This window comes from Streptomyces sp. NBC_00631, assembly GCF_045206895.1.
Lineage (GTDB): Bacteria > Actinomycetota > Actinomycetes > Streptomycetales > Streptomycetaceae > Streptomyces.
In genome coordinates this window covers 3450771-3476190 of the sequence record NZ_CP107734.1, presented here as the reverse complement: position 1 = coordinate 3476190, position 25420 = coordinate 3450771, and the positions used below count along the sequence as shown (strand labels likewise).

The window sequence follows — 25420 nt, the reverse complement described above, 5'->3', positions numbered from 1 at the left end:
GTCTGCAGGGCCACCTGAACGGTTTACGCGGCCACGTAGGTGACCGGCTCGCTCCCCGCCACCGCCTCCGCCCGGCCCTGCTTCACCAGGCGCCGCAGATGGGCCTCGGCCTCCGAGACGGCGATGTTGCGCGAGCCGTACGGGATCTGCTCCCAGGGCCGGTTCCACTCCATTCGCACGGCCAACTGCCAGGGCGTGAGCGGCTGCTGGAGGAGCGAGAGCAGACCGGCGAGGCGCTCCTCGTGGTGGGCGAGCAGCTCCCGGACCCGCCCCGGCGCGTCCGTGAAGGTGTGCTGGTGGGCCGGGAGCACCTCGGCGGGGGCGAGGCGGCCGACGCGTTCCAGGGAGTCGAGGTAGTCGCCGAGGGGGTCGGTGACGGTCGCGTCGTCGGGGTCCTCGTAGAGGCCGATGTGCGGGGTGATCTCGGGGAGCAGGTGGTCGCCGGAGAACAGCCGCCCATGGCCGGGGAGCCGGGCGGGATGCTCCTCCTCCAGGTGCAGGCAGACATGGCCGGGCGTGTGTCCCGGCGTCCAGACGGCGCGCAGCCGGCGGCCCGGGAGGTCGAGGAGCTCGCCGGGGAGGATCTCACGGTCGGGGAGGGCGGGGGCCAGGCCGGGCGGCGTGCTTCGGCGGCGGGGCCCGTCGCGCAGCGGCGCCACGTGCTCGTCCGGCGCTCCGGCGGCCGTCAGCTTCGCCGCCATGTACGTGAACCACCGCTCCGGCCGGGTCTCCCGGGCCCGCCGCACGATCGCCGCGTCGGCCGCGTGCATCGCGATCCAGGCCCCGGACGCCTCACGCACCTGCCCCGACAGCCCGTGATGGTCGGGATGGTGATGGGTGATGACGACTCCGTGCACCTCGCCGACGCCGGTACCGCACGCCGCCAGCCCCGCCTCCAGCACGTCCCACGACCCGGGATCGTCCCACCCGGTGTCGACCAGGACCGGCCCCCGGTCGGTGTCCATCACGTACACCAGCGTGTAGCCGAGCGGATTGTCCGGAATGGGTACGGCGACGGACCGCACGCCCCCACCGAGATCCCGCACCGCCACCTCCGGCCGCGCCTTCGCCGACTCACCCAGACTGTCCGCCATCGGTCTGCCTCCGCCCCCGCCCGGTCCCGCCGGCCCCACGGCCTTGCCTCACTATAACGAGAACTGATGGCACGTCAGATAGCGGGTGGCCGAAGTCCGGCGGGGCGGCCGAGGGTGAGCGGCTCGGGACGGGCCGGGGCGGCCGCAAATCCGTTTGCCGCCGACCGGACCGGCCCGATAGGAAGCTCGCATGCTGAGAGGCGACAGGGTCGGGCTCAGGGCCCGGCACGAGGAGGACATCCCGGTCCTGCGGGCCGAACTCTGGGACGACGCGGTCAACTCCTCGCGGGCCGACAGCCGTCCGTGGCGGCCGGTCGCACCCGGCTCGAACGACGCGCGGCTCACGGTGGACCACGGCGGGGAGGACGTCGTCAGGTTCTCCGTGGTCGAGCTGGCGGGCGGCACGCTGGCCGGCTCCGCCACGCTGTGGGGCATCGACACCCACAACCGCTGCGCGCACATCGGGCTGGGGCTGCTGCCGGCCGCCCGCGGCAAGGGTTACGGCACCGACGTGGTCGCGGTCCTGTGCCACTACGGCTTCGTCGTGCGCGGCCTGCGACGGCTGCAGATCGAGACGCTGGCCGACAACACCGCGATGCTGCGCGCCGCCGAACGCAACGGCTTCGCCCGCGAGGGCGTGCTGCGCTCCTCGGCCTGGGTGATGGGCGAGTTCCTGGACGAGGTCCTGCTCGGCCTCCTCGCCGGCGAGTGGCGGCCGGTCTCGAAGACCTGAGCCGTGAGGGGGGTGGAGTGGCAGCCCCCGGTGTGTCAAAGGCGCTGGTGAGAGCTCGTTCGGTCCCATGCCTGGCTTAGTTCAACTAGAACTGGTATCAGTTCTGAGACATCGTCAGGAAGGGTGGCGGGGCGCCATGACCGAGTTCCTGGAACACGGACAGTTGTTCATCGGCGGGGAGTTGACCGACCCCCTGGGCAAGGACGTCATCGAGGTGGTCTCTCCGCATACCGAGGAGGTCTTCGGGCGGGTGCCGCATGCCTCGCGGGAGGACGTGGACCGGGCGGTGGCGGTGGCGCGGCGGGCGTTCGACGAGGGGCCCTGGCCGCGGATGACGCTCGACGAGCGGATCGAGGTCGTCACCCGCATCAAGGACGCGATCGCGGTGCGGCACGAGGAGATCGCCCGGGTGATCTCCTCCGAGAACGGTTCGCCGTACTCCTGGAGCGTGCTCGCGCAGGCGCTCGGCGCGATGATGGTGTGGGACGCGGCGATCAGGGTCGCGCGTGACTTCACGTACGAGGAGACGCGCGACGGGGTGCTCGGGAAGATCCTGGTGCGGCGGGAGCCGGTCGGGGTCGTGGCGGCCGTGGTGCCCTGGAACGTGCCCCAGTTCGTGGCCGCCGCCAAGCTGGCCCCGGCGCTGCTCACCGGTTGCACGGTGGTGCTCAAGCCGTCCCCGGAGTCGCCGCTGGACGCGTACATCCTGGGCGAGATCACGAAGGAGGCCGGGCTGCCGGACGGCGTGCTGTCCATCCTTCCGGCGGACCGCGAGGTAAGCGAGTACCTCGTCTCCCACCCCGGCGTCGACAAGGTCTCCTTCACCGGCTCGGTCGCGGCCGGCAAGCGTGTCATGGAGGTCGCCGCGAGGAACCTCACCCGGGTGACCCTGGAACTCGGAGGCAAGTCGGCGGCCGTCGTGCTGCCGGACGCGGACGTGGCCGCCGCCGTCGCCGGCATCGTCCCGGCGGCCTGGATGAACAACGGCCAGGCGTGCGTCGCCCAGACCCGCATCCTCGTCCCGCGCTCCCGCTACGACGAGTTCGCCGACGCCTTCGCGGCCGCGGCGAGCGCCCTGAAGGTCGGCGACCCGCTGGACCCGGCCACCCAGGTGGGCCCGCTGGTCGCGCGCCGCCAGCAGCAGCGGAACCTGGACTACATCCGCATCGGCCAGGAGGAGGGCGCCAAGATCCTCACCGGCGGCGGCCGGCCGGCGGGCCTGGACAAGGGCTGGTACGTCGAACCCACCCTCTTCGGCGGCGTCGACAACTCCATGCGGATCGCCCGCGAGGAGATCTTCGGCCCGGTGATCTGCCTGCTCCCCTACGGCGACGAGTCCGAGGCCCTGAAGATCGCGAACGACTCGGACTACGGGCTGAGCGGAAGCGTCTGGACGGCCGACGTGGCCCACGGCATCGAGGTCGCACGGCAGGTCCGCACGGGCACCTACTCCGTGAACACCTTCAGCCTCGACATGCTGGGCCCCTTCGGCGGCTACAAGAACTCCGGCCTCGGGCGGGAGTTCGGCCCGGAGGGGTACGGCGAGTTCCTCGAACACAAGATGATCCACCTGCCGGCCGGCTGGGAAGGATGAGAGGCCGCCATGGGTGACCGCTGGCACGTCGAGGTCGATCGCGCCCTCTGCATCGGCTCGGCCCAGTGCGTCCACCGGGCCACCGGCTCCTTCCGCCTGGACTCCGCCATGCAGTCCCACCCCGTGGACCCGGAGACGGACGCCAACGGAAAGGTCCTCGACGCGGCGGAGAACTGCCCGGTGGAGGCGATCACGATCACCCTGCTGGGCAGCGGGGAGCCGGTGTTCCCGCCGGAGGACTAGCTAGGAGGACGGAAGGGCCTGCAGAGCCGCGAACAGGGACCGGGTGCGGGTGCCGTCCGGCTGGTCCCAGGCGCCGGTGACGTGTCCGACCGCGCCTTCGGGCGCGGTCGAGCCGGGGGTCAGCACGCGCCGCAGCCGCAGCACCAGCCCGCTGTCCGCTACGGCGAACTCGGTGCTGTCGTCGGTGTCGACGGGGGCGCCGAGGCCGGCCACGGGTCCTTCGCCGGCGTAGGAGCGGGCGACCTCCCGGTCGGGGGTGTCGGTGATGCTCTGCGCCTGCGCCTGTGCGCGGCCCTCGATCAGCGCGAGCAACTCGGCGGTCAGAACCGGGTCGTGGCAGCCGTCGTAGGCCCAGCGGGTGCCGAGGACCCCGTGCTCCATGGTGCCCACGAGCGCGTGTCCGGCGCCGTCGAGCGGGGCCGCGCGGTAGGTGAGCGGCACGAGGTACGCCCCCGGGCCCTGGGCGCCCGCCGCGCCCGCGGTGGCTCCTGCGCCGTCTGTGCTGTCTGTGTCGTCTGTGCTTTCGGTGACGACCATGAACTCGATCCCGACCTCGCCCGCCGGGTCGTCGAGCCGGAAGCCGCCGGCCTTCACCAACTCCGGTGCCGCGGAGCCGTGGTACCAGGGCCGGGTGGGCAGCCAGCCGGCGAGGAGTTCGAGCTTGGTGGGCCTGAGGGTGGTGTGGTGGATGAGTGCCATGGGGGGATTCTGCGTTCGGGCGAGGGTGCCCCGCCAGGCGGTTTCCCGGGTCGCGCGGCGATGCCCGGAAAAGTCCAAAAAATCCCCTCTTGGGGGGTTCTCATTTGCCCTACCCGTTCTATGCTGGAAACAGCCTACGAGGCGAGTGAGGGAGTCCGAGCGGAGTAGCCGACTCAGGCGTGACGCAGATGCACAAGCATCCGCCGGTGCCGACGTCGACGGTCGGGCTGAGAGGCCGGAAGGCAGCAGTAGGGCCTGACGGCGACCCCCATCACCTGATCCGGACCATGCCGGCGAAGGGAACCCGTCTCGTAGGTCTTCGTGTGCCTACTTCTTCTCGTCCGGCTTTGCGTCCGGCTCCGTCAGGTCGATCAGGCGGCACACCGTCTCGATGTCGATCTTCACCTGGGCGATGGAGGCGCGGCCCGAGAGCCAGGTGATCAGGGCCGAGTGCCAGGTGTGCTCGATCACCCGGACGGCGGACAGCTGGGCGGGGGTGGGGTCGGTCAGGCCCATCGCGTCCAGGATGATCGCCGTCGTCTGCCGGGAGACCTGGTCCACCTCGGGGGAGACGCTGCGGTCGGCGAAGGTGAGGGCCCTGACCATCGCGTCGGCCAGGTGCGGCTCCCGCTGGAGGGCGCGGAAGGCCCGCATCAGGGTCTCGGCGACCCGCTCGGACGCCGTCTCGCCCGCCGGCGGCTTCTTGCGCAGCGTCCCGTGCATGTGCTCCAGCTGGTCCTGCATGGTCGCGACCAGCAGATGCACCTTGGACGGGAAGTACCGGTACAGGGTGCCCAGCGCCACCTGGGAGGACTCGGCCACCTCGCGCATCTGCACCGCGTCGAAACCGCCCCGGCTGGCCAGCTGGGCGCTCGCGTGCAGGATCCGGCGGCGCCGGGCCTCCTGCCGCTCGGTGAGCGGCGGGGTGGCCGATCTGGCGCCGATGTCCACCTTGGCTTCCGCAGGCATGGGTCCCGTCCGTGACAGTCGGTGAGGGCAGTGCTCAGGGCGAGTGATCAGACAGCATGGCAGGGGTTCCCGCCGTGGCGCGAATCACCTGATCCACTGCTCACTCCACCCCTACCTGCCGGTAGATTCAGAGCCTCTTGAACGATCAAGTCTGAAACTTGTTCTAGATTAGCGTCCCGGCGTAACCTCACGGGAAAGTGCAGGGAGAAGGGGGCCCGGAGTGACCGCTGAGGCCAGTCGGGCGGGTGCCGACGAGGAACCCGCCGCCGACGGCGAGCGACCGCTCGACATCGCGCTCCTCACCTATAAAGGGAACCCGTTCTGCGGCGGCCAGGGTGTCTACGTACGGCATCTGTCGCGCGAGCTGGCCCGGCTCGGGCACCGGGTCGAGGTCATCGGATCGCAGCCGTACCCCGTCCTGGACGAGGGATACCCCGGCCTCACCCTCACCGAGCTGCCCAGCCTCGATCTGTACCGCTCCCCGGACCCCTTCCGGACGCCGAAGCGGGACGAGTACCGGGACTGGGTCGACGCCCTCGAAGTGGCCACCATGTGGACCGGCGGCTTCCCCGAACCGCTGACCTTCTCCCTGCGCGCCCGCCGCCATCTGCGTGCCCGCGCCGGGGAGTTCGACGTCGTCCACGACAACCAGACCCTGGGATACGGCCTGTTGGGGGACATCGGCGCACCCCTCGTCACCACCATCCATCATCCCATCACCGTCGACCGGCAGTTGGAGCTGGACGCCGCCGAGGGATGGAAACGGCGGTACTCGGTACGGCGCTGGTACGCCTTCACCCGGATGCAGAAGCGGGTCGCCCGCCGGCTGCCCTCCGTGCTCACCGTCTCCGGCACCTCCCGCCAGGAGATCGTCGACCATCTCGGCGTGCGCGAGGACCGCGTCCACGTCGTCCACATCGGCGCCGACACCGACCTCTTCGCGCCGAATCCCGCCGTCCCCCAGGTGCCCGGCCGGATCGTCACCACCTCCAGCGCGGACGTCCCGCTCAAGGGGCTCGTCTTCCTCGTCGAGGCCCTCGCCAAGGTACGGACCGAGCACCCCGCCGCCCACCTCGTCGTCGTCGGCAAGCGGCCCACCGAGGGGCCCGTAGCGCAGGCCGTGGAGCGGTACGGCCTGCACGGCGCCGTCGAGTTCGTCAAGGGCATCTCCGACACCGAACTCGTCGACCTGGTCCGTTCTGCCGAGGTGGCCTGCGTGCCGTCGCTCTACGAGGGCTTCTCGCTGCCCGCCGCCGAGGCCATGGCGACCGGCACCCCGCTGGTCGCGACGACCGGCGGGGCGATCCCCGAGGTCGCCGGGCGCGACGGCGAGACCTGCCTGGCCGTACCCCCGGGCGACGCGGGCGCGCTGGCCGCCGGGCTCGGCCGGCTGCTGGGCGATGCGGACCTGCGGCTGCGGCTCGGCCAGGCGGGCCGTGAGCGGGTGCTGCGGCACTACACCTGGGCGCGTGCCGCACAGGGCACGGTCGCCCACTACCGCGAGGCGATCGCCCGCTCAGCGGGCGAGACCGTACCGGCCCGCCCCGCACCCCGCAGTCCCGGCCGCTCCGCGGCCTCCGCCGGTGTTCGTCACGAGAGTGAAAGCAGGGCCACGTGCTGACCGTCGACTTCTCCCGGTTCCCGCTCGCGCCGGGCGACCGCGTCCTGGACCTCGGCTGCGGGGCCGGCCGGCACGCCTTCGAGTGCTACCGGCAGGGCGCCCGGGTCGTGGCCCTCGACCAGAACGCCGAGGAGATCCGCGAGGTCGCCAAGTGGTTCGCGGCGATGAAGGAGGCCGGGGAGGCCCCGGCGGGCGCGACCGCGACCGCCATGGAGGGCGACGCGCTGGCCCTCCCCTTCCCCGACGAGTCGTTCGACGTGGTCATCATCTCCGAGGTGATGGAGCACATCCCCGACGACAAGGGCGTGCTCGCCGAGATGGTGCGGGTGCTGAAGCCCGGCGGCCGGATCGCCGTCACCGTGCCCCGCTACGGCCCCGAGAAGGTCTGCTGGGCGCTCTCCGACGCCTACCACGAGGTCGAGGGCGGCCACATCCGCATCTACAAGGCCGACGAGCTGGTCGGGAAGATCAAGGAGGCCGGTCTGCGGCCGTACGGCTCCCACCACGCGCACGCCCTGCACTCGCCGTACTGGTGGCTGAAGTGCGCGTTCGGCGTCGACAACGACAAGGCGCTGCCGGTGCGGGCGTACCACAAGCTGCTGGTCTGGGACATCATGAAGAAGCCGCTGGCCACGCGGGTCGCCGAGCAGGCGCTGAACCCCGTCATGGGCAAGAGCTTCGTCGTGTACGCCACGAAGCCGCATCTGCCCCGGACCGAGGCCGAGGCCGCGGCCCCGTCGGACGACGCCAAGGTGGCCGCCAAGTGACCACCCCCCGGACAGAACACCTCGTCCTGCCCGGGGTCCTCACCGCCGAGCAGGCCGCCGCGACCGTCCGCGGCATCCTCGCCGTGCAGCGGGAGGACGGCGCGATCCCGTGGTTCAGAGGGCACCACCTCGACCCCTGGGACCACACCGAGACCGCGATGGCGCTGGACGCGGCCGGGGAGCACGCGGCCGCCGAGCGGGCCTACAGCTGGCTCGCCCGCCACCAGAACGAGGACGGCTCCTGGTACGCGGCCTACGCCGACGGCGCGCACGACGACGTCACCGACCGCGCCCGCGAGTCCAACTTCGTCGCCTACATCGCCGTCGGCGTCTGGCACCACTACCTGTCCACCGGCGACGACACGTTCCTCGACCGGATGTGGCCCGCCGTCTACGCGGCCGTCGAGTGGGTGCTGCGGCTGCAGCAGCCGGGCGGCGAGATCGGCTGGCGGCGCGAGGACGACGGCACGGCCACCGACGACGCGCTGCTGACCGGGAGTTCGTCGATCCACCACGCGCTGCGCTGTGCCCTCGCCATCGCCGAGCAGCGGGAAGAGCCGCAGCCGGACTGGGAGTTGGCGGTGGGCGCGCTGCGGCACGCGATACGGCGGCACCCGGAGCGGTTCCTGGACAAGGACCGCTACTCGATGGACTGGTACTACCCGGTGCTGGGCGGGGCGTTGACCGGTGCGGAGGCGGGTGCGCGGATCGAGAAGGACTGGGAGCGGTTCGTCGTGCCCGGGTTCGGGGTGCGGTGCGTCATACCCAATCCGTGGGTGACGGGCGGGGAGTCCGCCGAGCTGGCGCTGGCGCTGTGGGCGGTGGGGGAGTCCGACCGGGCGCTGGAGATACTCCAGTCCATCCAGCATCTGCGGGACGACGGGTCGGGGCTGTACTGGACGGGGTACGTCTTCGAGGACGACGCGGTGTGGCCGCGGGAGCTGACGACGTGGACGGCGGGGTCGTTGCTGCTCGCCGTCGCCGCGCTCGGGGGGCATGACGCGACGTGCGCGGTGTTCGGGGGCGGGGAGCTTCCTTCTGGGCTTGAGGTGGATTGTTGCGCCTAGTGGGGCGGGGGAACTGTGCTACGGCGGGTGCGGCGCCGTGAGGGCTGGTCGCGCCCACGCGGCAGAGCCGCATATGGACACAGCCCCGCGCCCCTTCGGGGGCGCTTTCAGTGCCGGTGCATGCGATTGGCTATCGCGTGGCCGATGAACAGGTAGACGACCGCTGCCAGGCCGTACCCCGCCACCACCCTCGCCCATGCCTTGTCGAACGTGAACAGGTCGTGTGACCAGCCGGCGAGCCAGCTGGCCGCGTCGTGGACGAACTGGACCAGGCTGTTCGCCCGGTTCGCGTCCAACAGGTACATCAGGATCCAGAGGCCCAGGATGAGAGCCATGATGTCGGCGACGATCGCGACGACCCTACCGGCCTGATTGGCACCGCGTTCAGAGGACATACCCTGCGGCTTGCCGCTGAACGGTCCTTGAAACCTGAACCGCGTTCTCCCCGAGTGGCGAGGTGCCTCCATCTGGGTGACGCTGCCGGAGGAAGCACCCGCTCGGGGACGACATCGAGACACACGGGAGGACCCCGTGCCCGTACCGATACGGCGCCTGGTCGTCGCGCTCACCGTCTGCTGCGCCCTGGTCGCCGGCGTCACCGCCTGCGCCGGCAGCACCCGGAGCAAGTCCGTGGGCACCGGCATGGTGGCGGCCCCGGTGGCCGACACACCCAGTCCGAGCACGTCCGCGCAGAAGCAGAAGTTCGCCAAGACGCGGTTCGTCGCCAACGCGGGTCTCGCCGCCGGTGCGACCTACCAGTGGATCGTGAAGCCGTGGAAGGCCGGCAAGTTCAAGAAGGGCGCCCACGGCCGCACCTTCGCCCTGCTCAAGGCCGCCGCCGCGGGCGGGTTCGCCTACAACAGGCTGAAGGCCGCCAAGCGGAACGCCGAGGGCGACCCGTTGCTCTCGAAGGCCATCGCCCCCCTCTCCGCCGGGATCGACGGGCTGAAGGACCTGCCGTCCAAGCTGCGCAAGGGCGACGGGAACGCGGCCGGCGCCTTCGAGGACGTCATCAACAAGGTCAAGGAGGCGGGGCAGAGCGCCGGCGCCCCGGTGCAGAACCAGGTGCCCTCGGCCGGCCAGCTGGCCGGACGCTAGGAGTTCAGCTCGGCGAGCACCCGCAGCGTGTGAGGGTCCGGGGCCACGGCCAGCAGGTCGGTCACCGGGCCCTTGCGCCACGACTCCAGCCGCTCGGCGATGCGTTCACGCGGGCCGACCAGCGAGATCTCGTCGGCGAAGGCGTCCGGCACCGCCAGCACCGCCTCCTGCCGGCGCCCCGACAGGAACAGCTCCTGGATCCGCCGTGCCTCCGCCTCGTACCCCATGCGGGCCATGAGGTCGGCGTGGAAGTTGCGGGCCGCGTGGCCCATCCCGCCGATGTAGAAGCCGAGCATGGCCTTCACGGGCAGCAGCCCGGCCGCCACGTCGTCGCAGACCCTGACCTGGGCCATGGGGGCCACCAGGAAGCCCTCGGGGAGGTCGGCGACCGCCGGGCCGTACACCTCGGGCCGGCTCGGCGCCCAGTACAGCGGCAGCCAGCCGTCGGCGATCCGCAGGGTCTGGGCGACGTTCTTGGGCCCCTCGGCGCCGAGCAGGACGGGCAGGCCGGGGCGGAGCGGGTGGGTGATCGGCTTCAGCGGCTTGCCGAGACCGGTCGCGTCCGGCCCCCGGTACGGCAGCGGGTGGAAGCGCCCGTCCACCGCCACCGGCCCCTCCCGGCGCAGCACCTGCCGTACGACGTCCAGGTACTCCCTGGTCGCGGTCAGCGGCGACCTGGGGAACGGGCGGCCGTACCAGCCCTCGACGACCTGCGGGCCGGACAGCCCGAGCCCGAGCAGCATCCGGCCCCCGGAGAGGTGGTCCAGGGTCAGCGCGTGCATCGCGGTGGTGGTCGGCGACCGGGCCGCCATCTGGGCAACGGCCGTACCCAGCTTGATCGTCGACGTCTGCGCGGCGATCCAGGTGAGCGGGGTGAAGGCATCCGAGCCCCAGGACTCCGCCGTCCACACCGAGTCGTACCCGAGCCGCTCCGCCTCCCGCGCCAGCGTCACATGGTCCGGGGAGGGCCCGCGCCCCCAGTAGCCGAGTGCCAACCCGAGCCGCATGGCCACCTCCTGACGTACCGTCAGAGAAATTGCTGAGCGACTGTACGACAACGGCCCCGCACCCGGAAGGGCAAGGGGCCGTATGCGGTCCGGCCGCGGATCAGCCGCGCTGGATCCCGGAGGTGTCCTGCAGTACGCCACGGCGGCCGTCCTGGGTCTGCGCCACCAGGGCGGCGCCGCGCTGCTCGACCGCCAAGTACCAGGTGCCGGGGGCCAGTTCGGCGATCGGAGCGGTCGAGCCGTCCTCCGCGAACAGCGGCCGCGCCACCGGGACGGCGAACCAGAACGGCGAGAAGTCCGCGGCCGGCGGCTGCGGCGCGGCGGCCGGGGGCTGCTGCTGGCCGAACGGCTGACCGGGCTGCGGCTGGGCCCCGTAGGGCTGGCCGGGCTGCGGGGCGGCGGCACCCGGGTAGCCGTAGCCGCCGGGGGGCTGGGCGCCGTAGGGCTGCGGGGCCTGCGGCTTGGGGGCCGGGATCAGGGCCGCCTGGAGAGCGGGGACCAGCGGGGTGGTGACGGCGGCCGCGGCCAGGACCAGGGCCGCGATCAGGCCGAGGATCAGACCGGTGCCCGCCCCCACGTCGAGGCTCTTGAACTCGTCGGTGAAGGGGCCCAGCGGGTCGATGGTCGACCAGAACGCGGTCCACACGGAGAACACCGTGAGACCGACGCCGATCTGACCCAGGTCGAGGCCGACGAACCTCAGCGGCTGCGGCAGTGCGCGGGCGAGGACGATCAGGACCGCGCCGGCGATGCCGCCGACGTACATGCTCATCACCAGGCCGAGGTTGTCCCAGGCGTTCGGGGCACCGTTGCCGGACTTGTCGAACGTGTCGAGGAACGACGCGATGAACAGCAATACCGCTGCACCGATCACCACGCCGTCGCCTCTAGTGAGGGAGCGGATATTCACTTCAGGTCCTTCGTAGGTCGTCTCGTCGGCGGAGGAGGCGTCGCGCGTGGCCTCTCATGGTAGGAAGGACACTATCGCCCAGTCGATCAGGGTGTCCGCCCGGTACTGCCCGCCGATGGCCGTCCCGCGCAGGAAACTCACGATTCCGTCACTCAAGTCTCAGTGATTCTTCAGCGTTCGGAAGTCGGCCCGTCACTTCCTCAGGAAGTCCGCAAGGCCGTCCGCGATTCCCTGCGCCGCCTTCTGCCGCCAGGCACCGCTGGTCAGCAGTGCCGCGTCCTTGCTGTCGCGCATGTTGCCGCACTCGATGAACACCTTGGGAACAGTCGACAGATTGAGACCGCCGAGATCCTTGCGTACGTCGAGACCGGTGCCGTTGCCGACGTAGTTGGACGGCGCGGAACCCGTGACCTTCGCGAAGTCGCTCTCGACGTGCTCGCCGAGGGTGCGGGAGGAGGCGACGATCGGGCGGGTGTCGGCGGCGCCCGAGTGCACGGACGCGGGCAGGATGACATGGAAGCCGCGGTCGCCCTCGGGCGCTCCGTCGGCGTGGATGGAGATGGCCGCGTCGGCGTGGGCGGCGTTGCCGATCTCCGCGCGCCTGGTCACGCACGGCCCCCAGGCCGGCCGGTCCCCGTCATGGGTCAGCTTCACCGTGGCACCCTGCCGCTCCAGCAGGGTCCGCAGCCGGTGCGCGACGTCGAGGGTGAAGCGGGCCTCGCTGTACCCGGCGTTGGTGGACGTACCCGTCGTGTCGCACTCCTTCCAGTTCGTCCCGATGTTCACCTTCTGGTTGATCTCGGACGTGTGCTGGAAGTTCCCCGGGTTGTGACCCGGGTCGATGACGACGACCTTGCCCCGCAGCGGAAGGGCCGCGTCCGGGCTCGGTACCTTCGCGTCGTCGGTCGGTGACACGGGCGCCGACTCGGGCGCCGCCGTGCCCGCCTGTCCGGCAGCGCTGCCGCCGGGGCTCCCGCCGGGCTTGCCCACCCCCTCGTACACCACCCATCCGAGCAGCGCACCGGGCACCAGCGCGGCAAGACCGACGGCGAGCGGCGCCCGCCGGAGCCGGCGCTGCCGCGGGGCATCGAATTCCGGGCCTGTGTACGACACGTCTGCGACTCTAACCGCGCTCTCAGATCCCCGCCCCCGTCCGCCGCAGGACACGCAGCGAGTCGTGGGCCGAGACCTCCGTGAAGGCGCCCGACTCCAGGGCGCGGAGGTAGACGCGGTAAGGGGCCTGGCCGGTGAACTCGTCCTTCGGGTCCGGGAAGACGTCGTGGATCAGGAGCAGCCCGCCTTCGGCCACATGGGGGGCCCAGCCCTCGTAGTCGGCGGTGGCGTGCTCGTCGGTGTGGCCGCCGTCGATGAAGACGAAGCCGAGCGGTGAGTTCCAGAACGCGGCGATCTGCGGGGAACGGCCGACGACGGCGACCACGTGCTCCTCCAGGCCCGCCCGGTGCAGGGTGCGCCGGAAGGCCGGCAGCGTGTCCATCAGCCCGAGCTCCGGGTCGACCGTCTCGGGGTCGTGGTAGTCCCAGCCCGGCTGCTGCTCCTCGCTGCCCCGGTGGTGGTCCACGGTGAGCGCGGTGACCCCGGCGGAGCGGGCCGCGTCGGCGAGCAGGACCGTCGAGCGCCCGCAGTACGTCCCGACCTCCAGCAACGGGAGGCCGAGCCGCCCCGCCTCGACGGCGGCCGCGTACAGCGCAAGCCCCTCACCGGCGGGCATGAATCCCTTCGCCGCCTCGAACGCGGCCAGAATCTCGGGCTTGGGGGCTGCCGCGGTCATGGGCGTCCTCTCCCTTCACTGCGCTCGACACCGCAAGCGTCGCCGCGCTGGTCACTGCACTTGTCCGACTGTCCGGACAGCCATGCTGCCGCACACCTGCTCCGGCTGTTCGACAGGGGTGCGGACGGCACCCCGGCACGCGGGGGACGCCGCACCGACCCGGTGTGTATCAGCCAAAGTGTTCGGATCGGCCGGCTGCCGGTCCGCCGCCCCGCGGACCCCCTCCCGCCGCGCTCACGGCGCCGAAACCCCTGTCTGCGAGCTGTGGCCGACACGCCGTCGGTCCGGCGATGCCCGCAGGCCGCCAGGCATCCACGGTGATCCCCAGGAGGCCCGCGTTCCAGGGAGGTTGCGGTCGCGTACGCGGCCCGTCCGCCGCTCCGGGGGCGAGGCCGACACACCACGGGGAAGCGCTGTCACCAGCCAGGGCGCAGCTCGCGGTGGCGATCGCCCCCGGTGGTCCGGTCCGCCCCGCACAGGACGGTCGTCCGCCGGTCAAACTGACGGCAGCGGACCGGTTTTCAAGTGCGCTCCAAGACCTACACTGACGCCGCCAACCCGCCCCACCTGTGACGGAGCACCGGTATGCGCTATCGCGTCCTCGGCAAGACCGGCATCGAGGTCAGCACCCACTGCCTCGGCACGATGATGTTCGGGGCCTTCGGCAACCCCGACCACGAGGACGGCGCCCGCGTCATCAACGCCGCGCTCGACGCCGGCATCAACTTCGTGGACACCGCCGACATGTACTCGGCCGGTGAGTGCGAGGAGATCGTCGGCAAGGCGCTCAAGGGCAGACGCGACGACGTGGTGCTCGCCACGAAGGTGCACTTTCCGCTGGGGGAGGGCCGCAACCGCAGCGGCAACTCGCGCCGCTGGATCCTCAAGGCCGTCGAGGACAGCCTGCGGCGGCTGGACACCGACTGGATCGACCTCTACCAGGTGCACCGGCCCGACCACACCACCGACATCGAGGAGACGCTGTCCGTCCTCAGCGACCTGGTGAGGGCGGGCAAGATCCGGGCGTTCGGCTGCTCCACGTTCCCCGCCGAGGATCTCGTCGAGGCGCACCACGTGGCGGAGCGGCGCGGGCTGATGCGGATGCGCACGGAACAGCCGCCGTACTCGATTCTCGCCCGCGGCATCGAACGCGCTGTGCTGCCCACCGCGCAGCGTCTCGGCATGGGCGTGCTGACCTGGTCGCCGCTCGCCTCCGGATTCCTCTCCGGCGCCCACCGGGAGGGCCGGCCGGTCGACTTCACCACCGGCCGGGCCAAGCGCTACCCGAGCCGGTTCGACCCCGCCGTCCCCGGCAACGCCGCGAAGTACGCGGCCGTCGAGCAGCTCATCGCGCTCACCGAGGAGGTGGGCTGCACCCTGCCGGAGCTGGCCGTCGCCTTTCCGCTGGTGCACCCGGCCGTGACGTCGGTGATCATCGGCCCGCGCACGATGGACCAGCTCACCGCGTCGCTCAAGGGCGCCGAGCTGGTCCTCGACGACGCGGTGCTCGACCGCATCGACGAGATCGTGGCCCCCGGCACCGACCTCTACCGGGCCGACGGCGTCTGGCAGCCACCGTCCCTCACCGACCCTGCCGCCCGCAGGCGCCCGTCCGGGGAACGCGCGGCCGCGGCCGGCTGACCGGCGTATGCCGTAGGACCGGGGAGGGGCAGGGGCGAGCGGCCGGAACACAGCAGGCGCCCGGCTGCCGAGCCGCTGCGCCCCGGATTCCCCTGAGTCCGCCGACTCCCACGGACTCGACGCCGCCGGGGCTGGCCCGCCACGCCTGCCCGGCCGAGCCGCACATGCTCGGCCTGCCGGCCTGTGTGTGCCGGGGTGGTCGGGTCGGATGTGGGTCTGCGTGTGCCTGGTCGGTCGAGTCGGATGTGCCTGGCCTGCCGGCCTGTGTGTGCCGGGTGGCTCGAGTCGGATGTGGTTGGGCTGCTGGTCTGCGTGTGTCTGGTGGGCCGGGTCGGATGTGGTTGGGCTGCTGGTCTGCGTGTGCCTGGTGGGCCGGGTCGGATGTGGTTGGGCTGCTGGTCTGCGTGTGCCTGGTCGGTCGGGTCGGATGTGGTTGGGCTGCTGGTCTGCGTGTGCCTGGTCCGTCGGGTCGGATGTGGTTGGGCTGCTGGTCTGCGTGTGTGATCGGTCGGGTCTGAAGTGCTTGGTCTGCTGGTCTGCGCCTGGCGGGTCGGGTGAGTCGGATGTGCCTGGCCTGCCGGTCTGCGCGGGCCTGGTCCGCCGGGTCGCAGGGGCTGGCCTGTCGGGCTGTTGGCCTGCGCGTGTCGTGTCCGCCGGTTTTCGTGTCCGGTTCTTGGGTCCGGTTCGTGTGTCCGGGCCGGCCCCGCGCGTCCGGTTCGTGTGTCCGCTCGGCGCTTCCGCAAGGCGCTTCCACCTGGTTGGTCCGCGTGAGTGGGCCCGCTGGTTCGCGTGCGCTCGGCTTCGCCGGTCGCGGTCGCGGTCGCGGTCCGGTCGTGGTGGCCGGTCGGCCGGTTCCGGTGGGTTCGGTCGGCCGGTTGCGGGCAGCCGGATTCGGGCGTTCGGTCGCCGGCCCCGGGTTCCCCCGGTCCGCCTGCGCGCGGTTCGAGCCGTTGTCGGTGGCCTCGTGCGGTCCTCGGGTTGTTCCTTGCGATGCTCCCGCCGATCGGATTTCGCGAAGTCGTGCGTCGTGCGCGGTGTTGTCCGGTGATTCGGCACTTGTCAATGCTTTGTAAAACGTGGCGAGTTTCAGGTCGGACGCCCTGCTTACAGTGGCGGATCTACGCACTCCATTAGTGGCTGAGAGGTAACTGTTCAACCCCGCGCAGGTGAAGAACCGAAGGTCACGGGCCTGGTCGGCGGATAAATCCCGACCTTGGTTCACCAAGTCGGGCATACGAGCAGCGATCGGGACGGACGAATTGAGGTCGGGGATCGGTTGACCTCGCACACCGTTACCCATAAGATATTGACCGCTACACGGGAAGATTGCCGGTACCAAAGGCCACGGGGGGCCCCGATTGTTGTGTTTTTCTTCTGCCTGTGAGTAGTTGCGCGTAGGCCCGACTTGAGGCGAGCGCCCCGCAGGCCGACTGTCTCAAGGTAAACCGGGTTCAACCTCACCCGTCAGTTTCTACGATTACCGAGGTGTTCGCGACGTCTCGCGGCACCTTGTCATCACTCGTGCCCACGAACGATGGTGCATCTCGCTGCCCTGACCTGGCGGCGAGCGCTTTCCATGCCCACTGTCGCCGAGTTCGGATGTCGAGGAATTCCTGTGTCTCATCGTGTCCTGGTGGTGCAGCCGGCGTTCTCCGCGATCGCCTATGTCACGCACGCGCGTTCCCTTGGCTGGGACGTCGTGGTGGCCTCATACGAAAACGAAGGCCGTAGAGTCGCGGACACCGTGCGCTCTCTCGCCACGGAGATACTCACGGTGGACACCAATGACAACGCTGCCTTGGCGACCGTCGTCGACCGAGTCCACGAGCGGAATCCCATCAATGCCGTGGTCGCCGGCGGCGAATACTATGTGCCGGCCGCCGCATTCCTCTCCGCCCGGCTAGGCCTGCCCGGTCTGCACCCCGCCGCCGTGGAACGGGTACGGCACAAGGCGAGAATGCGCGAGGCGGTGGCCGAGGCCGGCCTGGAAGTGCCGAAGTTCACCATGGTCCGCGGAGCCGCGGAGATCGACGAGGCGTGCGCGTACGTAGGATTTCCCGCCGTCGTCAAGCCGGTGGATTCCGGTGGAAGCGTCCATGTCTCACGCGTCGACACCCTGGAAGAGGCGCGCGCGGCGGTGGACGCGATTCACGCCGAAAAAGGGCTGGAATTCGACCGGCCGCTGACAACCGACGCCATGGTCGAGCAGTATGTGCCGGGTACGGAGTACAGCGCCGACGGCTATGTGTGCGACGGCGACGTGGTCGTCGTCGCGGTGACACGCAAGCTGCTCGGCCCCGAGCCGCGGTTCCTGGAGCTCGGGCATCTCACCCCGGCCCCCCTCGACGAACCCACCCGGCACGATCTGGCCGCGTACGCGCAGGGCGTCGTCAGGGCCGTGGGGATCACCACGGGGCCGTTCCACTGCGAGCTGCGGCTGGACGACGGGCGCCCCGTCCTCATGGAGGTGGCCGCGCGGCTGCCCGGAGACAAGATCACCGAGCTCATGGAGATGGCCACCGGCCTGGCGCTGCCGGGCAAGGTCCTCGCGGACATCACCGGCGCCGATCCGGTCGCCGCGGGGGCGTTCCGGGAGCCGGTCGCCAAGGCGGCCGGGATCCGCTTCCTGACCGCGGGCGGAGCGGGCTCGTACGCCAGGCTCGACGGCTGGGACGACCTCGCCGCCGAGCCGTGGGTGGCGGCGAGCTCGGTGCTCATCGCACCGGGCGCCCCGATCAAGACGGACGAGGCGGACTACAGCTGCCGGGTCGCCGCCGTCGTGTTCACCGCGGACTCCCCCGAAGAGGCCCACGAACGCTGGACCGAGATCGGTGACCGCGTGCGCGTGCTCGGCGCCTGACGTCCGCCGCCCCCCGCCCCCGATACCTGACGCCTGACGCCCGCCATGGAAGGGAACAACACGATGGACGCTCTGCGGCTTCACTGGTGCTCGCCGCCCGACACGGGGCAGTCGACGCCGACGGACAAGTACCGGATCGGCGCGCTCGACATGGGTGAGGTCGTCGACTTCGTCCAGGAGGCCGAGGAACTCGGCGTCGACAGCCTGCTGTTCGGGATCTCCAACTACCTGCCCGACCCGCTGCCCGTGCTCGGCGCGCTCTCGCAGGTGACCGAACGCGTCAAGTTCATGCTCGCCTACCGCCCCGGCCTGATGTCGCCGACCCTGTTCGCGCAGGTCGTCAACACGCTGTCCTGGATGACCGACGGCCGTATGTCCCTCAACATCGTGTCCGGGATCTCACCGGCGGAGCAGGCCGGCTACGGCGACTTCCTCAGCCACGACGAGCGCTACGCGCGGTGCAACGAGTTCCTTGAGATCATCCGCGAGCTCTGGGAAGGCGAGTCGCCGATGAGCTACGACGGACAGCACTACACCGTCAAGGACGCCGCGCTCGGCCTCGGCCACAAGGGCGGCGGGCGGCCCGAGATCTACATCAGCGGGGCGTCCGCGGTCGCCCAGCAGACGGCACTGGCCTCCGGCGACTGCTGGCTGCGGTACGGGGACACCCCCGAGGCGATCGCCAAGGCCACCCGGCCGCTCCTCGACGGCGGGCGCCGGGTGGGCACCCGGATGCACGTGCTGGCCCGGCCCACCCGGGAGGAGGCGGTCGCCGAACTCGCCCGCCTCATGCGCAATCCGGACGAGGACCACGAGGCGTGGATCCGCAAGTGGGTGGACACCACCGACTCCGAGGCCGTGAAGTCCTCCTACCGGCTGGCGGAGGGCGCCACCGACGAGTGGCTGTCGCCGTACATCTGGACCGGTGCCGTCGCCTACCGCGGCGGGCCGGCGCTGTGCATCGTCGGCAGCTACGAGGAAGTCGCCACGTACATCCACAGCTACAAGGCCGCGGGCATCAGCGAGTTCATCTTCTCCGGATGGCCCACCCGGGACGAGATGCGGAACTTCTTCACGCACGTGGCCCCCCTGATCCGGCGCCTCGAAGCACAGGCCGCGTGACCTGGCGGTCCCCGCAGCAGCCGACGCGTCCACCCGGCGCACAGATCTGACCAAGACGCATCCCCCCACGTCGACTGAGGAGTGCCCCATGCACATTGTTGTCGTCAACCGCTGGCCGAGGTTCCATGACGAGGAGCGCTGGGACTTCTCGCTCGGCCGCTTCGAGGACCTCATCGACCACGAGCGCCATCGCGTCAGTTACGTGGTCGACCCGGTCGGCGCCACGGGCGTCCTCGCGGATCCCGCGCGGATCGCCGGCCTCGTCCAGATCGACGACGTCAACGACTTCGAGGCACTCCGCGACGCCGTACGGCAGCTCACGCGGCAGGTCGGCCCGGTCGACCGGCTCGTCGCCGTCTCCGAGTTCACCCTCGGCATCGCGGCCGAGGTGCGCGAGGCACTCGGCATCCCCGGCCCGCGCCCCGCGGACGTGGCGGTCTACCGCAACAAGCTGAGGATGAAGGAACTGGTCCGCCGGGCCGGCCTGCGCGTGCCCCGCTTCGCGTCCTGCGACACCCCGGAGGAGGCGCTGGCGTTCGCCCGGAAGACCGGCTTCCCGCTCATTCTCAAGCCGGTCGCCGGGGCGGCGAGCATGGGCGTCCACCGCGTCGAGGACGAGGAGACGCTCGCGACGCTGCTCACGGAGATCGACACCGGCGACTACGAACTTGAGGAGTTCATCGACGGGGCGATCCACCACGTCGACGGATTCGCGGACGCCGAGTCGCGGATCCCGTTCATGGCGGTGTCCCGCTACATCAACGACTGCCTGGCCTTCGAGGCGGGCAGGCAGCCGCTCGGCTCGGTCGTCGTACAGGCGTCCCCGCTGCGGGACCGCGTCCAGGAGTTCGCGCGGCGCTGCGTGGCGGCGCTGGGCATGACCTCCATGCCGTTCCACCTGGAAATCTTCGTCACGCCGGACGAGGACCTGGTCTTCCTGGAGATCGCGGGCCGCATCGGCGGGGCCGAGGTGCCCTACCTCACCGAGAAGCTCTTCGGGATCAACCTCTTCGAGGCCTGGCTGGACGCGCTCTGTGAGGGGCAGGCCACACTCGCGCCCAAGTCCGGCGATCCGTCGGGCGGTTGGCTGATCATCCCGAAACCGGCCGGGCTGCCGGCCCGGGTCGTCTCGGTGACGTCCATGCGCGAGGAGTTCGGGACGATCTGGCGCGAGCTGGTGCCCAGGCCGGGCGACGTGATGGAGCCCGGCGGCAGCTACGACGCGGTGCACAGCGGGCGGTTCATCCTGACCGGCGACGAGGCGGCCGTGGAGCAGGACATCCGGAAGATCATCGCCGGATTCCACCTCGAAACCGTGCAGCTCGAAACCGTTCCGGTGTCGGAGTGAGGAGTTCCGTGACCCCGCGCTCGCGGCTGCACCTCAGGCTTTTCGCCTGCGGTGTCCTCCTCGGAGTCGTCGCGGAGCAGATCGTGCTGTTCGCCGTTCCGCTGCTCATCTTCCAGGACACCAAAGAGGTGTCCGCCCTCGGATTCGCCTACGCCATCGAATGGCTGCCGCCCCTGCTGGCGTATCCGTTCGCCGGGCTCCTCGCCGACCGGGACGGCGGCCCACGGCTGTTCTCCCTGGTCACCGCCGGCCGGGCCGTCGTCCTCGGCGGCGCCCTCGTCGGCTGTCTGGCCGCCCCGTCCTTGCTGACACCGGTCCTGATGACCTCCGGGGCGCTGCTGTCCCTGCTGATGGCACCGGTCCGGATGTCGGTCGAGAAGGTGGTGCCCCAGCTCGCCCAGGGCACGGAACTGCCCAAGATCCAGGGCCTGGTGCAGAGCATGGAGGTCTCGGCGATGGCCGTCGGCCCCGCCCTGGCCATGCTGGGCGTGGTCTTCATCGACAAGGTCTGGCTGCTGGCCGGCGCCGCGGCCGTCTTCGCCGCGGCGGCCGCCTGCTGGCTGCCCCTGCCCCGCGGGCAGCGCTCACCGGGCGGTGCCGGAGCGCGGGAGACGTTCGCCGAACTCCGCCTGGGCTGGTCGCTTCTGATGCGCAGCAGGCCGCTCGTCCTGCTGGCGTCCCTCAACTTCTCCATCAACCTGGTCTTCGCCACGGTGCTCAGCGCCAACGCCGCGCTCGTCACGGGTGTCTTCCACGCCCCCGAGACGTCGTACGCATTGCTCAACATCTGCATCGGCGTTCTTGGAATCATCAATCTCCTGGTGATTCCGTTCTTGCTGAGATATGTTGAAGTGCGGTTGCTCGGCGCTTTCGGGCTCGCTCTTCTCTGCCTCTGCCTGCTGCTTATCGGGTTCGCCAACTCGATGCTGCTCTACGGTTCGGCATTCGTCGTGGCCATGCTCGGCGTGACGTATTTCAACGTCTTCAACCGGACGCAGCGGATCAAGGTTCTGCCGCAGGAGCACCTGGGCAAGGTGATGGGGCCGTTCTATCTGCTCAACATGCTGGCCATGCCCCTCGCCGGCCTTCTCGTGGCCGGTTCCGGAGCCAGCGTGGGCCCGCAGCGACTCGTCGCCGTACTGGCGATCGCGCTCACCCTGTTCGGCGCGGTCATGCTGCCGCTGACGGTGCGGGCATTCGGTCACGCATTCGCCGCGCAGGAGGTCTCCCTCGTGGGTGCCGGCGCCGAATCATGACGGCAGGAAAACCAATGGAAATTCTTTTGTCGAATCATTCACTCTCCTCGAAACCCGATCACAAGCTGTTCCGCGGAGGAACTTGATGGGTGTCGGTTCTGCACGGTTCAGCGAACTCTTCGGCTCCTTCCCCACCCCGGTCGCCGTCATCACGGCGGTGGACGGGGCGGGCGAGCCGTTCGGATTCACCAGCAACGCGGTGTGTGCCGTGTCGGCGGCGACGCCGATGCTGCTCATCTCCGTGGGCAAGGGGTCCCGGACCCTGCCGGCGATCATGTCGTCGCAGGCGTTCGCCGTCAATTTCCTCTCCTCGTCCGGGCAGGCCGCCTCGCAGATCTTCGCGAGCAAGGCGACGGACAAGTTCACCCATTTCACATGGCAGTCGTCGGCCGTCGCGAAAGGCGCGCCGCTGCTCGTCGACATCGCCCTCAGCTACGCGGAATGCCGGGTGGAAAGCGCCATTGAGGTGAGCGATCACTGGCTCATCATCGCCCGGGTCGAAGGCACTGCCGTATTCCCCCGCGAACCACTTCTCTACCGTCGGGGCGACTACGGCGTCTGGTCGCTGCAGAACGCCGACGCGGAAGAACTCTCGGCTTTCTGAGGAAGCACCGCACGCAACTGCCGGTCATTCAAACAGAAAGGCATCGCATGGACATCGGAGCCGTGGACCACGTCGAGTTCTACGTCGGGGACGCCCAGCAGTCCGCGTTCTACCTCTGCACGGCGTTCGGCTTCCGCGTCTGCGGACAGGCCGGCCCCGAAACCGGACAGGCCGACCACCGCTCACTGCTGCTGCGGCAGGGCGGCATCGAGATCGTGCTCACCTCCGCCCTCAGCCCCGGACACCCGGCCGCGGCCTACGTGACCCGGCACGGCGACGGCGTCGCCAACATCGCCTTCGAGGTCACCGACGCGGCCAAGGCGTTCGCGACCGCCGTGGAGCGCGGCGCCACCCCCGTCGAACAGCCCGCCGTCCACAGCAAGGACGGCACCGAGGTGGTCACCGCGTCGGTGCTGGGCTTCGGAGACGTCGCCCACCGGTTCGTCCAGCGCACCGGGGACCGCGAGCAGTTCCTGCCCGGCGTGATGGACATCTTCGCCCCCGACCCCGACGAGGGCGAGCACCTGCTGAGCACCGTGGACCACGCGGCGATCTGCCTGCCGGCGGGACAGCTCCGGCCCACCGTCGCCTTCTACGAGAAGGTCTTCGGGTTCTCCCAGATCTTCGAGGAGTTCATCGAGGTCGGCAGCCAGGCCATGGACTCCAAGGTGGTGCAGAGCCCGTCGGGGAAGGTGACCTTCACCCTGATCGAGCCGGTCACCAGCCGCGAGCCCGGCCAGATCGACACCTTCCTGGCCCGCCACGGCGGCGCCGGAGTACAGCACCTGGCGCTGCTGTGCGACGACATCGTGTCCACCGTCGCCACCCTGGAGACCCGCGGCGTCAAGTTCCTGCACACCCCGGGCGCCTACTACGACCAGCTCCAGGAGCGCTTCGCCCGGCCGGAGTTGAAGATCGAGGATCTGCGCCGCACCAACGTGCTGATCGACGAGGACCACTGGGGCCAGGTGTTCCAGATCTTCACCCAGTCCCCGCACGTGCGGAAGACCTTCTTCTGGGAGGTCATCGACCGGCACGGCGCCCGCACCTTCGGGAGCGGCAACATCAAGGCGCTCTACGAGGCCGTGGCCCGCGAGAAGGCCGTCTCCTGACCCTGGCACCACACGCATCCCGATCACCGAACCAAGGACTCGTGAGGAAGACCATGACTGCTCAAGACGCCCGGAACTTCTCCCTGACCGACGAGGAACTCGGCCTTCTCCCCACCGACGAGGACGTCACCTTCTACGCCGAGCACGGCTGGTACCTGTCGAAGAAGCTCTTCACCGACGACGAGGTCGAACAGCTGGAGGCCGCCAGCGAGCGCTTCTACGCCGGGCACCGCGACCGAACGCTGCCGGTCCGCCCGCCCAAGCTGGCGTACTGGGAGCCGGAGCACGGCCCCGTCCAGCGGCACAACGACTACATCCACTACGAGGACGACACCATCGGCCACATCCTGCGCAAGCCGCTGCTGGGCGCCGTGGCCGCCCGGCTCGCGGAGGCCGAGCAGATACGCGTCTTCCAGTCGACCCTCATCTTCAAGCCGCCGGTCGCCCAGGAGCAGTCGAACATCGTGCCCTGGCACTTCGACCGGCACTACTGGTCCACCTCCACCTCCGAGCGCATGCTGACCGCGTTCATCCCCTTCCACGACTGCGATGAGGAGATGGGCACCATCACGATGGTCGACGGCAGCCACCGCTGGAAGGAGACCGCCGAGAACGACGCCACCTCCCTCCACTTCGCCGAGCGCGACCGCTCCGAACTGGACCAGATGCTGGAGGACAACGCCGCCTACAACGGCGTCGAGGTCCGCAAGATCCCGGTCTTCATCCCGAAGGGCCACGTCAACTTCCACCACTGCCGCACCTACCACGGCAGCGGTGCGAACATCAGCGACCGCCCGCGCCGTGCCATCTCCCTCCACCTGCAGGACGGCGAGAACCGCTACCGCGACTTCTTCCGCTCGGACGGCAGCAAGGTCGCCTACAACCACGACGTGCTCGTACGGCGCACCGCCGCCGGCACCCCCGACTACAGCGACCCGGAGTTCCTCCCGTTGTTGTGGAGCAACCGCTGATGCGCAGTGCCGCAGTGGTCGGGACCGGTCTGATCGGTACCTCGATCGCCCTGGCCCTTCGGGGCCGGGGCGTGACCACGTACCTGATCGACAAGGATCCGGAAGCGGCGCGGACCGCCGCCGATCTCGGGGCCGGCATCGCCGGAAGGCCCCGGGAACCGGTCGAGCTGGCCGTCATCGCGGTGCCGCCGCAGCACGTCGCGGGGGCGCTCAAGGAGCATCAGGTGAAGCGGCTCGCGGACGACTTCACGGACGCGGCGAGCGTCAAGGAGTCGCCCCAGCGGGAGGCCGCCCAGGCCGGCTGCGACCTGACGCGTTTCGTCGGCGGGCATCCCATGGGCGGCCGGGAGCTGTCCGGGCCGCTGGCCGCCCGGGACGACCTGTTCCAGGGCCGGCCCTGGGTGCTCACCCCCTCCCCGCAGACCCGGGAGCGGACCGTCGAACGCGCCGGGGAACTGGCCGAGTTGTGCGGAGCCAGGCCGGTCGTGATGGCCCACGCCGAGCACGACCGGGCGGTGGCGCTCACCTCCCACGCCCCGCACCTGGTGTCGAGCCTGCTCGCGGCGCGGCTGCTGCACGGCGACCAGTCCCAGCTGGGGCTCGCGGGACAGGGGCTCCAGGACGTCACCCGCCTCGCCGGCGGCGACGTCGAGCTGTGGACCGACATCCTCGGCTCGAACGCCGCCGCGGTCGCCGAGATCCTCGCCGAGTTCGCGGACGACGTGCACGTGGTGGTGGACGCCCTGCGCGGGCTCGGCGCCGTCCGGGAGCCGGAACAGCGGCGCGCACACACCGACCGGCTCTCGGCGGCCCTCTCCCGCGGTGTGCAGGGCCGCGCCCGGATTCCCGCGCGCGGTACGGGAGTTCGGGGTCTGAGCGCCGCTTACGCGACCGCGCCGAGGGGAGTCTGAAACC

At 70.5% G+C, this 25420-nt stretch carries 24 protein-coding genes; 16 read left to right on the top strand and 8 right to left on the bottom strand.

Going from position 1 to position 25420, the window contains the following annotated elements; translation table 11 throughout:
- Nucleotides 1–23: 23 nt before the first annotated feature.
- Entirely contained in the window at nucleotides 24–1094 is a 1071-nt protein-coding gene (locus tag OHB00_RS16010) for an MBL fold metallo-hydrolase (protein ID WP_406435447.1), read from the bottom strand.
- Between the two features lie 190 nt (nucleotides 1095–1284).
- Here OHB00_RS16010 and OHB00_RS16005 point away from each other — a divergent pair, with 190 nt between their 5' ends.
- The 3 genes from OHB00_RS16005 to OHB00_RS15995 all read left to right on the top strand — a co-directional run bounded on the left by OHB00_RS16005 (nucleotide 1285) and on the right by OHB00_RS15995 (nucleotide 3664).
- On the top strand, nucleotides 1285–1827 hold the full coding sequence (locus tag OHB00_RS16005) for a GNAT family N-acetyltransferase (protein WP_406435445.1): 543 nt from the start codon (nucleotides 1285–1287) through the stop codon (nucleotides 1825–1827).
- 136 nt (nucleotides 1828–1963) lie between these two features.
- A complete protein-coding gene (locus OHB00_RS16000) occupies nucleotides 1964–3421 on the top strand; it encodes an aldehyde dehydrogenase (protein WP_406435443.1) in 1458 nt (485 codons plus the stop codon).
- A gap of 9 nt (nucleotides 3422–3430) precedes the next feature.
- Nucleotides 3431–3664, top strand: coding sequence for a ferredoxin (locus OHB00_RS15995; RefSeq protein WP_406435441.1), 234 nt, complete (start codon nucleotides 3431–3433; stop codon nucleotides 3662–3664).
- On the opposite strand, the gene OHB00_RS15990 is transcribed toward OHB00_RS15995, so the two are convergent.
- Together OHB00_RS15990 and OHB00_RS15985 are read right to left on the bottom strand one after the other, a co-directional pair.
- Nucleotides 3665–4363 carry a maltokinase N-terminal cap-like domain-containing protein gene (locus OHB00_RS15990; protein ID WP_406435439.1) on the bottom strand — a complete coding sequence of 233 codons (699 nt, stop codon included), beginning with the start codon at nucleotides 4361–4363 and terminating at the stop codon, nucleotides 3665–3667.
- A gap of 327 nt (nucleotides 4364–4690) precedes the next feature.
- The gene (locus OHB00_RS15985; RefSeq protein WP_406435437.1) at nucleotides 4691–5332 is read right to left on the bottom strand and encodes a TetR family transcriptional regulator; all 642 of its coding nucleotides are present in this window, start codon (nucleotides 5330–5332) and stop codon (nucleotides 4691–4693) included.
- Nucleotides 5333–5552: 220 nt separating this feature from the next.
- Here OHB00_RS15985 and OHB00_RS15980 point away from each other — a divergent pair, with 220 nt between their 5' ends.
- The 3 genes from OHB00_RS15980 to OHB00_RS15970 are packed head-to-tail and all read left to right on the top strand — an operon-like array spanning nucleotide 5553 to nucleotide 8787.
- A complete protein-coding gene (locus OHB00_RS15980) occupies nucleotides 5553–6953 on the top strand; it encodes a glycosyltransferase family 4 protein (protein WP_406435435.1) in 1401 nt (466 codons plus the stop codon).
- The gene (locus tag OHB00_RS15975) at nucleotides 6947–7720 is read left to right on the top strand and encodes a class I SAM-dependent methyltransferase (protein ID WP_406435433.1); all 774 of its coding nucleotides are present in this window, start codon (nucleotides 6947–6949) and stop codon (nucleotides 7718–7720) included. The genes OHB00_RS15980 and OHB00_RS15975 overlap by 7 nt, the downstream gene beginning before the upstream one ends.
- The gene (locus OHB00_RS15970; RefSeq protein WP_406435431.1) at nucleotides 7717–8787 is read left to right on the top strand and encodes a prenyltransferase; all 1071 of its coding nucleotides are present in this window, start codon (nucleotides 7717–7719) and stop codon (nucleotides 8785–8787) included. Before OHB00_RS15975 ends, OHB00_RS15970 begins: the two co-directional genes overlap by 4 nt.
- A gap of 107 nt (nucleotides 8788–8894) precedes the next feature.
- Here OHB00_RS15970 and OHB00_RS15965 read toward each other — a convergent pair whose 3' ends face one another.
- Nucleotides 8895–9182: a hypothetical protein gene (locus OHB00_RS15965; protein WP_406435429.1), complete on the bottom strand. Its 288-nt coding sequence runs from the start codon at nucleotides 9180–9182 to the stop codon at nucleotides 8895–8897.
- Nucleotides 9183–9318: 136 nt separating this feature from the next.
- On the opposite strand from OHB00_RS15965, the gene OHB00_RS15960 reads away from it, so the two are divergent.
- Nucleotides 9319–9885 carry a hypothetical protein gene (locus tag OHB00_RS15960; protein WP_406435427.1) on the top strand — a complete coding sequence of 189 codons (567 nt, stop codon included), beginning with the start codon at nucleotides 9319–9321 and terminating at the stop codon, nucleotides 9883–9885.
- On the opposite strand, the gene OHB00_RS15955 is transcribed toward OHB00_RS15960, so the two are convergent.
- The 4 genes from OHB00_RS15955 to OHB00_RS15940 form a co-directional block, all read right to left on the bottom strand.
- Entirely contained in the window at nucleotides 9882–10892 is a 1011-nt protein-coding gene (locus OHB00_RS15955) for an LLM class F420-dependent oxidoreductase (RefSeq protein WP_406435425.1), read from the bottom strand. The genes OHB00_RS15960 and OHB00_RS15955 overlap by 4 nt on opposite strands.
- Before the next feature lie 100 nt (nucleotides 10893–10992).
- Nucleotides 10993–11802 (bottom strand): hypothetical protein, encoded by an 810-nt coding sequence (locus OHB00_RS15950; RefSeq protein WP_406435423.1) that lies wholly within the window; start codon nucleotides 11800–11802, stop codon nucleotides 10993–10995.
- A gap of 192 nt (nucleotides 11803–11994) precedes the next feature.
- Nucleotides 11995–12915: an N-acetylmuramoyl-L-alanine amidase gene (locus OHB00_RS15945; protein WP_406435421.1), complete on the bottom strand. Its 921-nt coding sequence runs from the start codon at nucleotides 12913–12915 to the stop codon at nucleotides 11995–11997.
- Nucleotides 12916–12937: 22 nt separating this feature from the next.
- Complete coding sequence (locus tag OHB00_RS15940) at nucleotides 12938–13591, bottom strand: class I SAM-dependent methyltransferase (protein WP_406435419.1); 654 nt, start codon at nucleotides 13589–13591, stop codon at nucleotides 12938–12940.
- Nucleotides 13592–14176: 585 nt separating this feature from the next.
- Between OHB00_RS15940 and OHB00_RS15935 the strand changes: the two genes are divergently transcribed.
- From OHB00_RS15935 to OHB00_RS15895, 9 genes are all read left to right on the top strand, one after another.
- Nucleotides 14177–15232 carry an aldo/keto reductase gene (locus tag OHB00_RS15935; protein ID WP_406435417.1) on the top strand — a complete coding sequence of 352 codons (1056 nt, stop codon included), beginning with the start codon at nucleotides 14177–14179 and terminating at the stop codon, nucleotides 15230–15232.
- Between the two features lie 1615 nt (nucleotides 15233–16847).
- Complete coding sequence (locus OHB00_RS15930) at nucleotides 16848–18092, top strand: ATP-grasp domain-containing protein (RefSeq protein WP_406435416.1); 1245 nt, start codon at nucleotides 16848–16850, stop codon at nucleotides 18090–18092.
- A gap of 63 nt (nucleotides 18093–18155) precedes the next feature.
- Nucleotides 18156–19214 carry an LLM class flavin-dependent oxidoreductase gene (locus tag OHB00_RS15925; protein WP_406435414.1) on the top strand — a complete coding sequence of 353 codons (1059 nt, stop codon included), beginning with the start codon at nucleotides 18156–18158 and terminating at the stop codon, nucleotides 19212–19214.
- 88 nt (nucleotides 19215–19302) lie between these two features.
- Nucleotides 19303–20562, top strand: a complete 1260-nt coding sequence (locus tag OHB00_RS15920) for an acetyl-CoA carboxylase biotin carboxylase subunit family protein (RefSeq protein WP_406435412.1) — start codon at nucleotides 19303–19305, stop codon at nucleotides 20560–20562.
- A gap of 8 nt (nucleotides 20563–20570) precedes the next feature.
- Nucleotides 20571–21818 carry an MFS transporter gene (locus tag OHB00_RS15915; protein WP_406435410.1) on the top strand — a complete coding sequence of 416 codons (1248 nt, stop codon included), beginning with the start codon at nucleotides 20571–20573 and terminating at the stop codon, nucleotides 21816–21818.
- A gap of 85 nt (nucleotides 21819–21903) precedes the next feature.
- Nucleotides 21904–22422, top strand: a complete 519-nt coding sequence (locus tag OHB00_RS15910; RefSeq protein WP_406435408.1) for a flavin reductase family protein — start codon at nucleotides 21904–21906, stop codon at nucleotides 22420–22422.
- Nucleotides 22423–22469: 47 nt separating this feature from the next.
- Nucleotides 22470–23534, top strand: coding sequence for a 4-hydroxyphenylpyruvate dioxygenase (gene hppD, locus OHB00_RS15905; protein WP_406435406.1), 1065 nt, complete (start codon nucleotides 22470–22472; stop codon nucleotides 23532–23534).
- A gap of 53 nt (nucleotides 23535–23587) precedes the next feature.
- Nucleotides 23588–24505, top strand: coding sequence for a phytanoyl-CoA dioxygenase family protein (locus OHB00_RS15900; protein WP_406435404.1), 918 nt, complete (start codon nucleotides 23588–23590; stop codon nucleotides 24503–24505).
- Nucleotides 24505–25416, top strand: coding sequence for a prephenate dehydrogenase (locus OHB00_RS15895; RefSeq protein WP_406435402.1), 912 nt, complete (start codon nucleotides 24505–24507; stop codon nucleotides 25414–25416). Before OHB00_RS15900 ends, OHB00_RS15895 begins: the two co-directional genes overlap by 1 nt.
- Nucleotides 25417–25420: the final 4 nt, after the last annotated feature.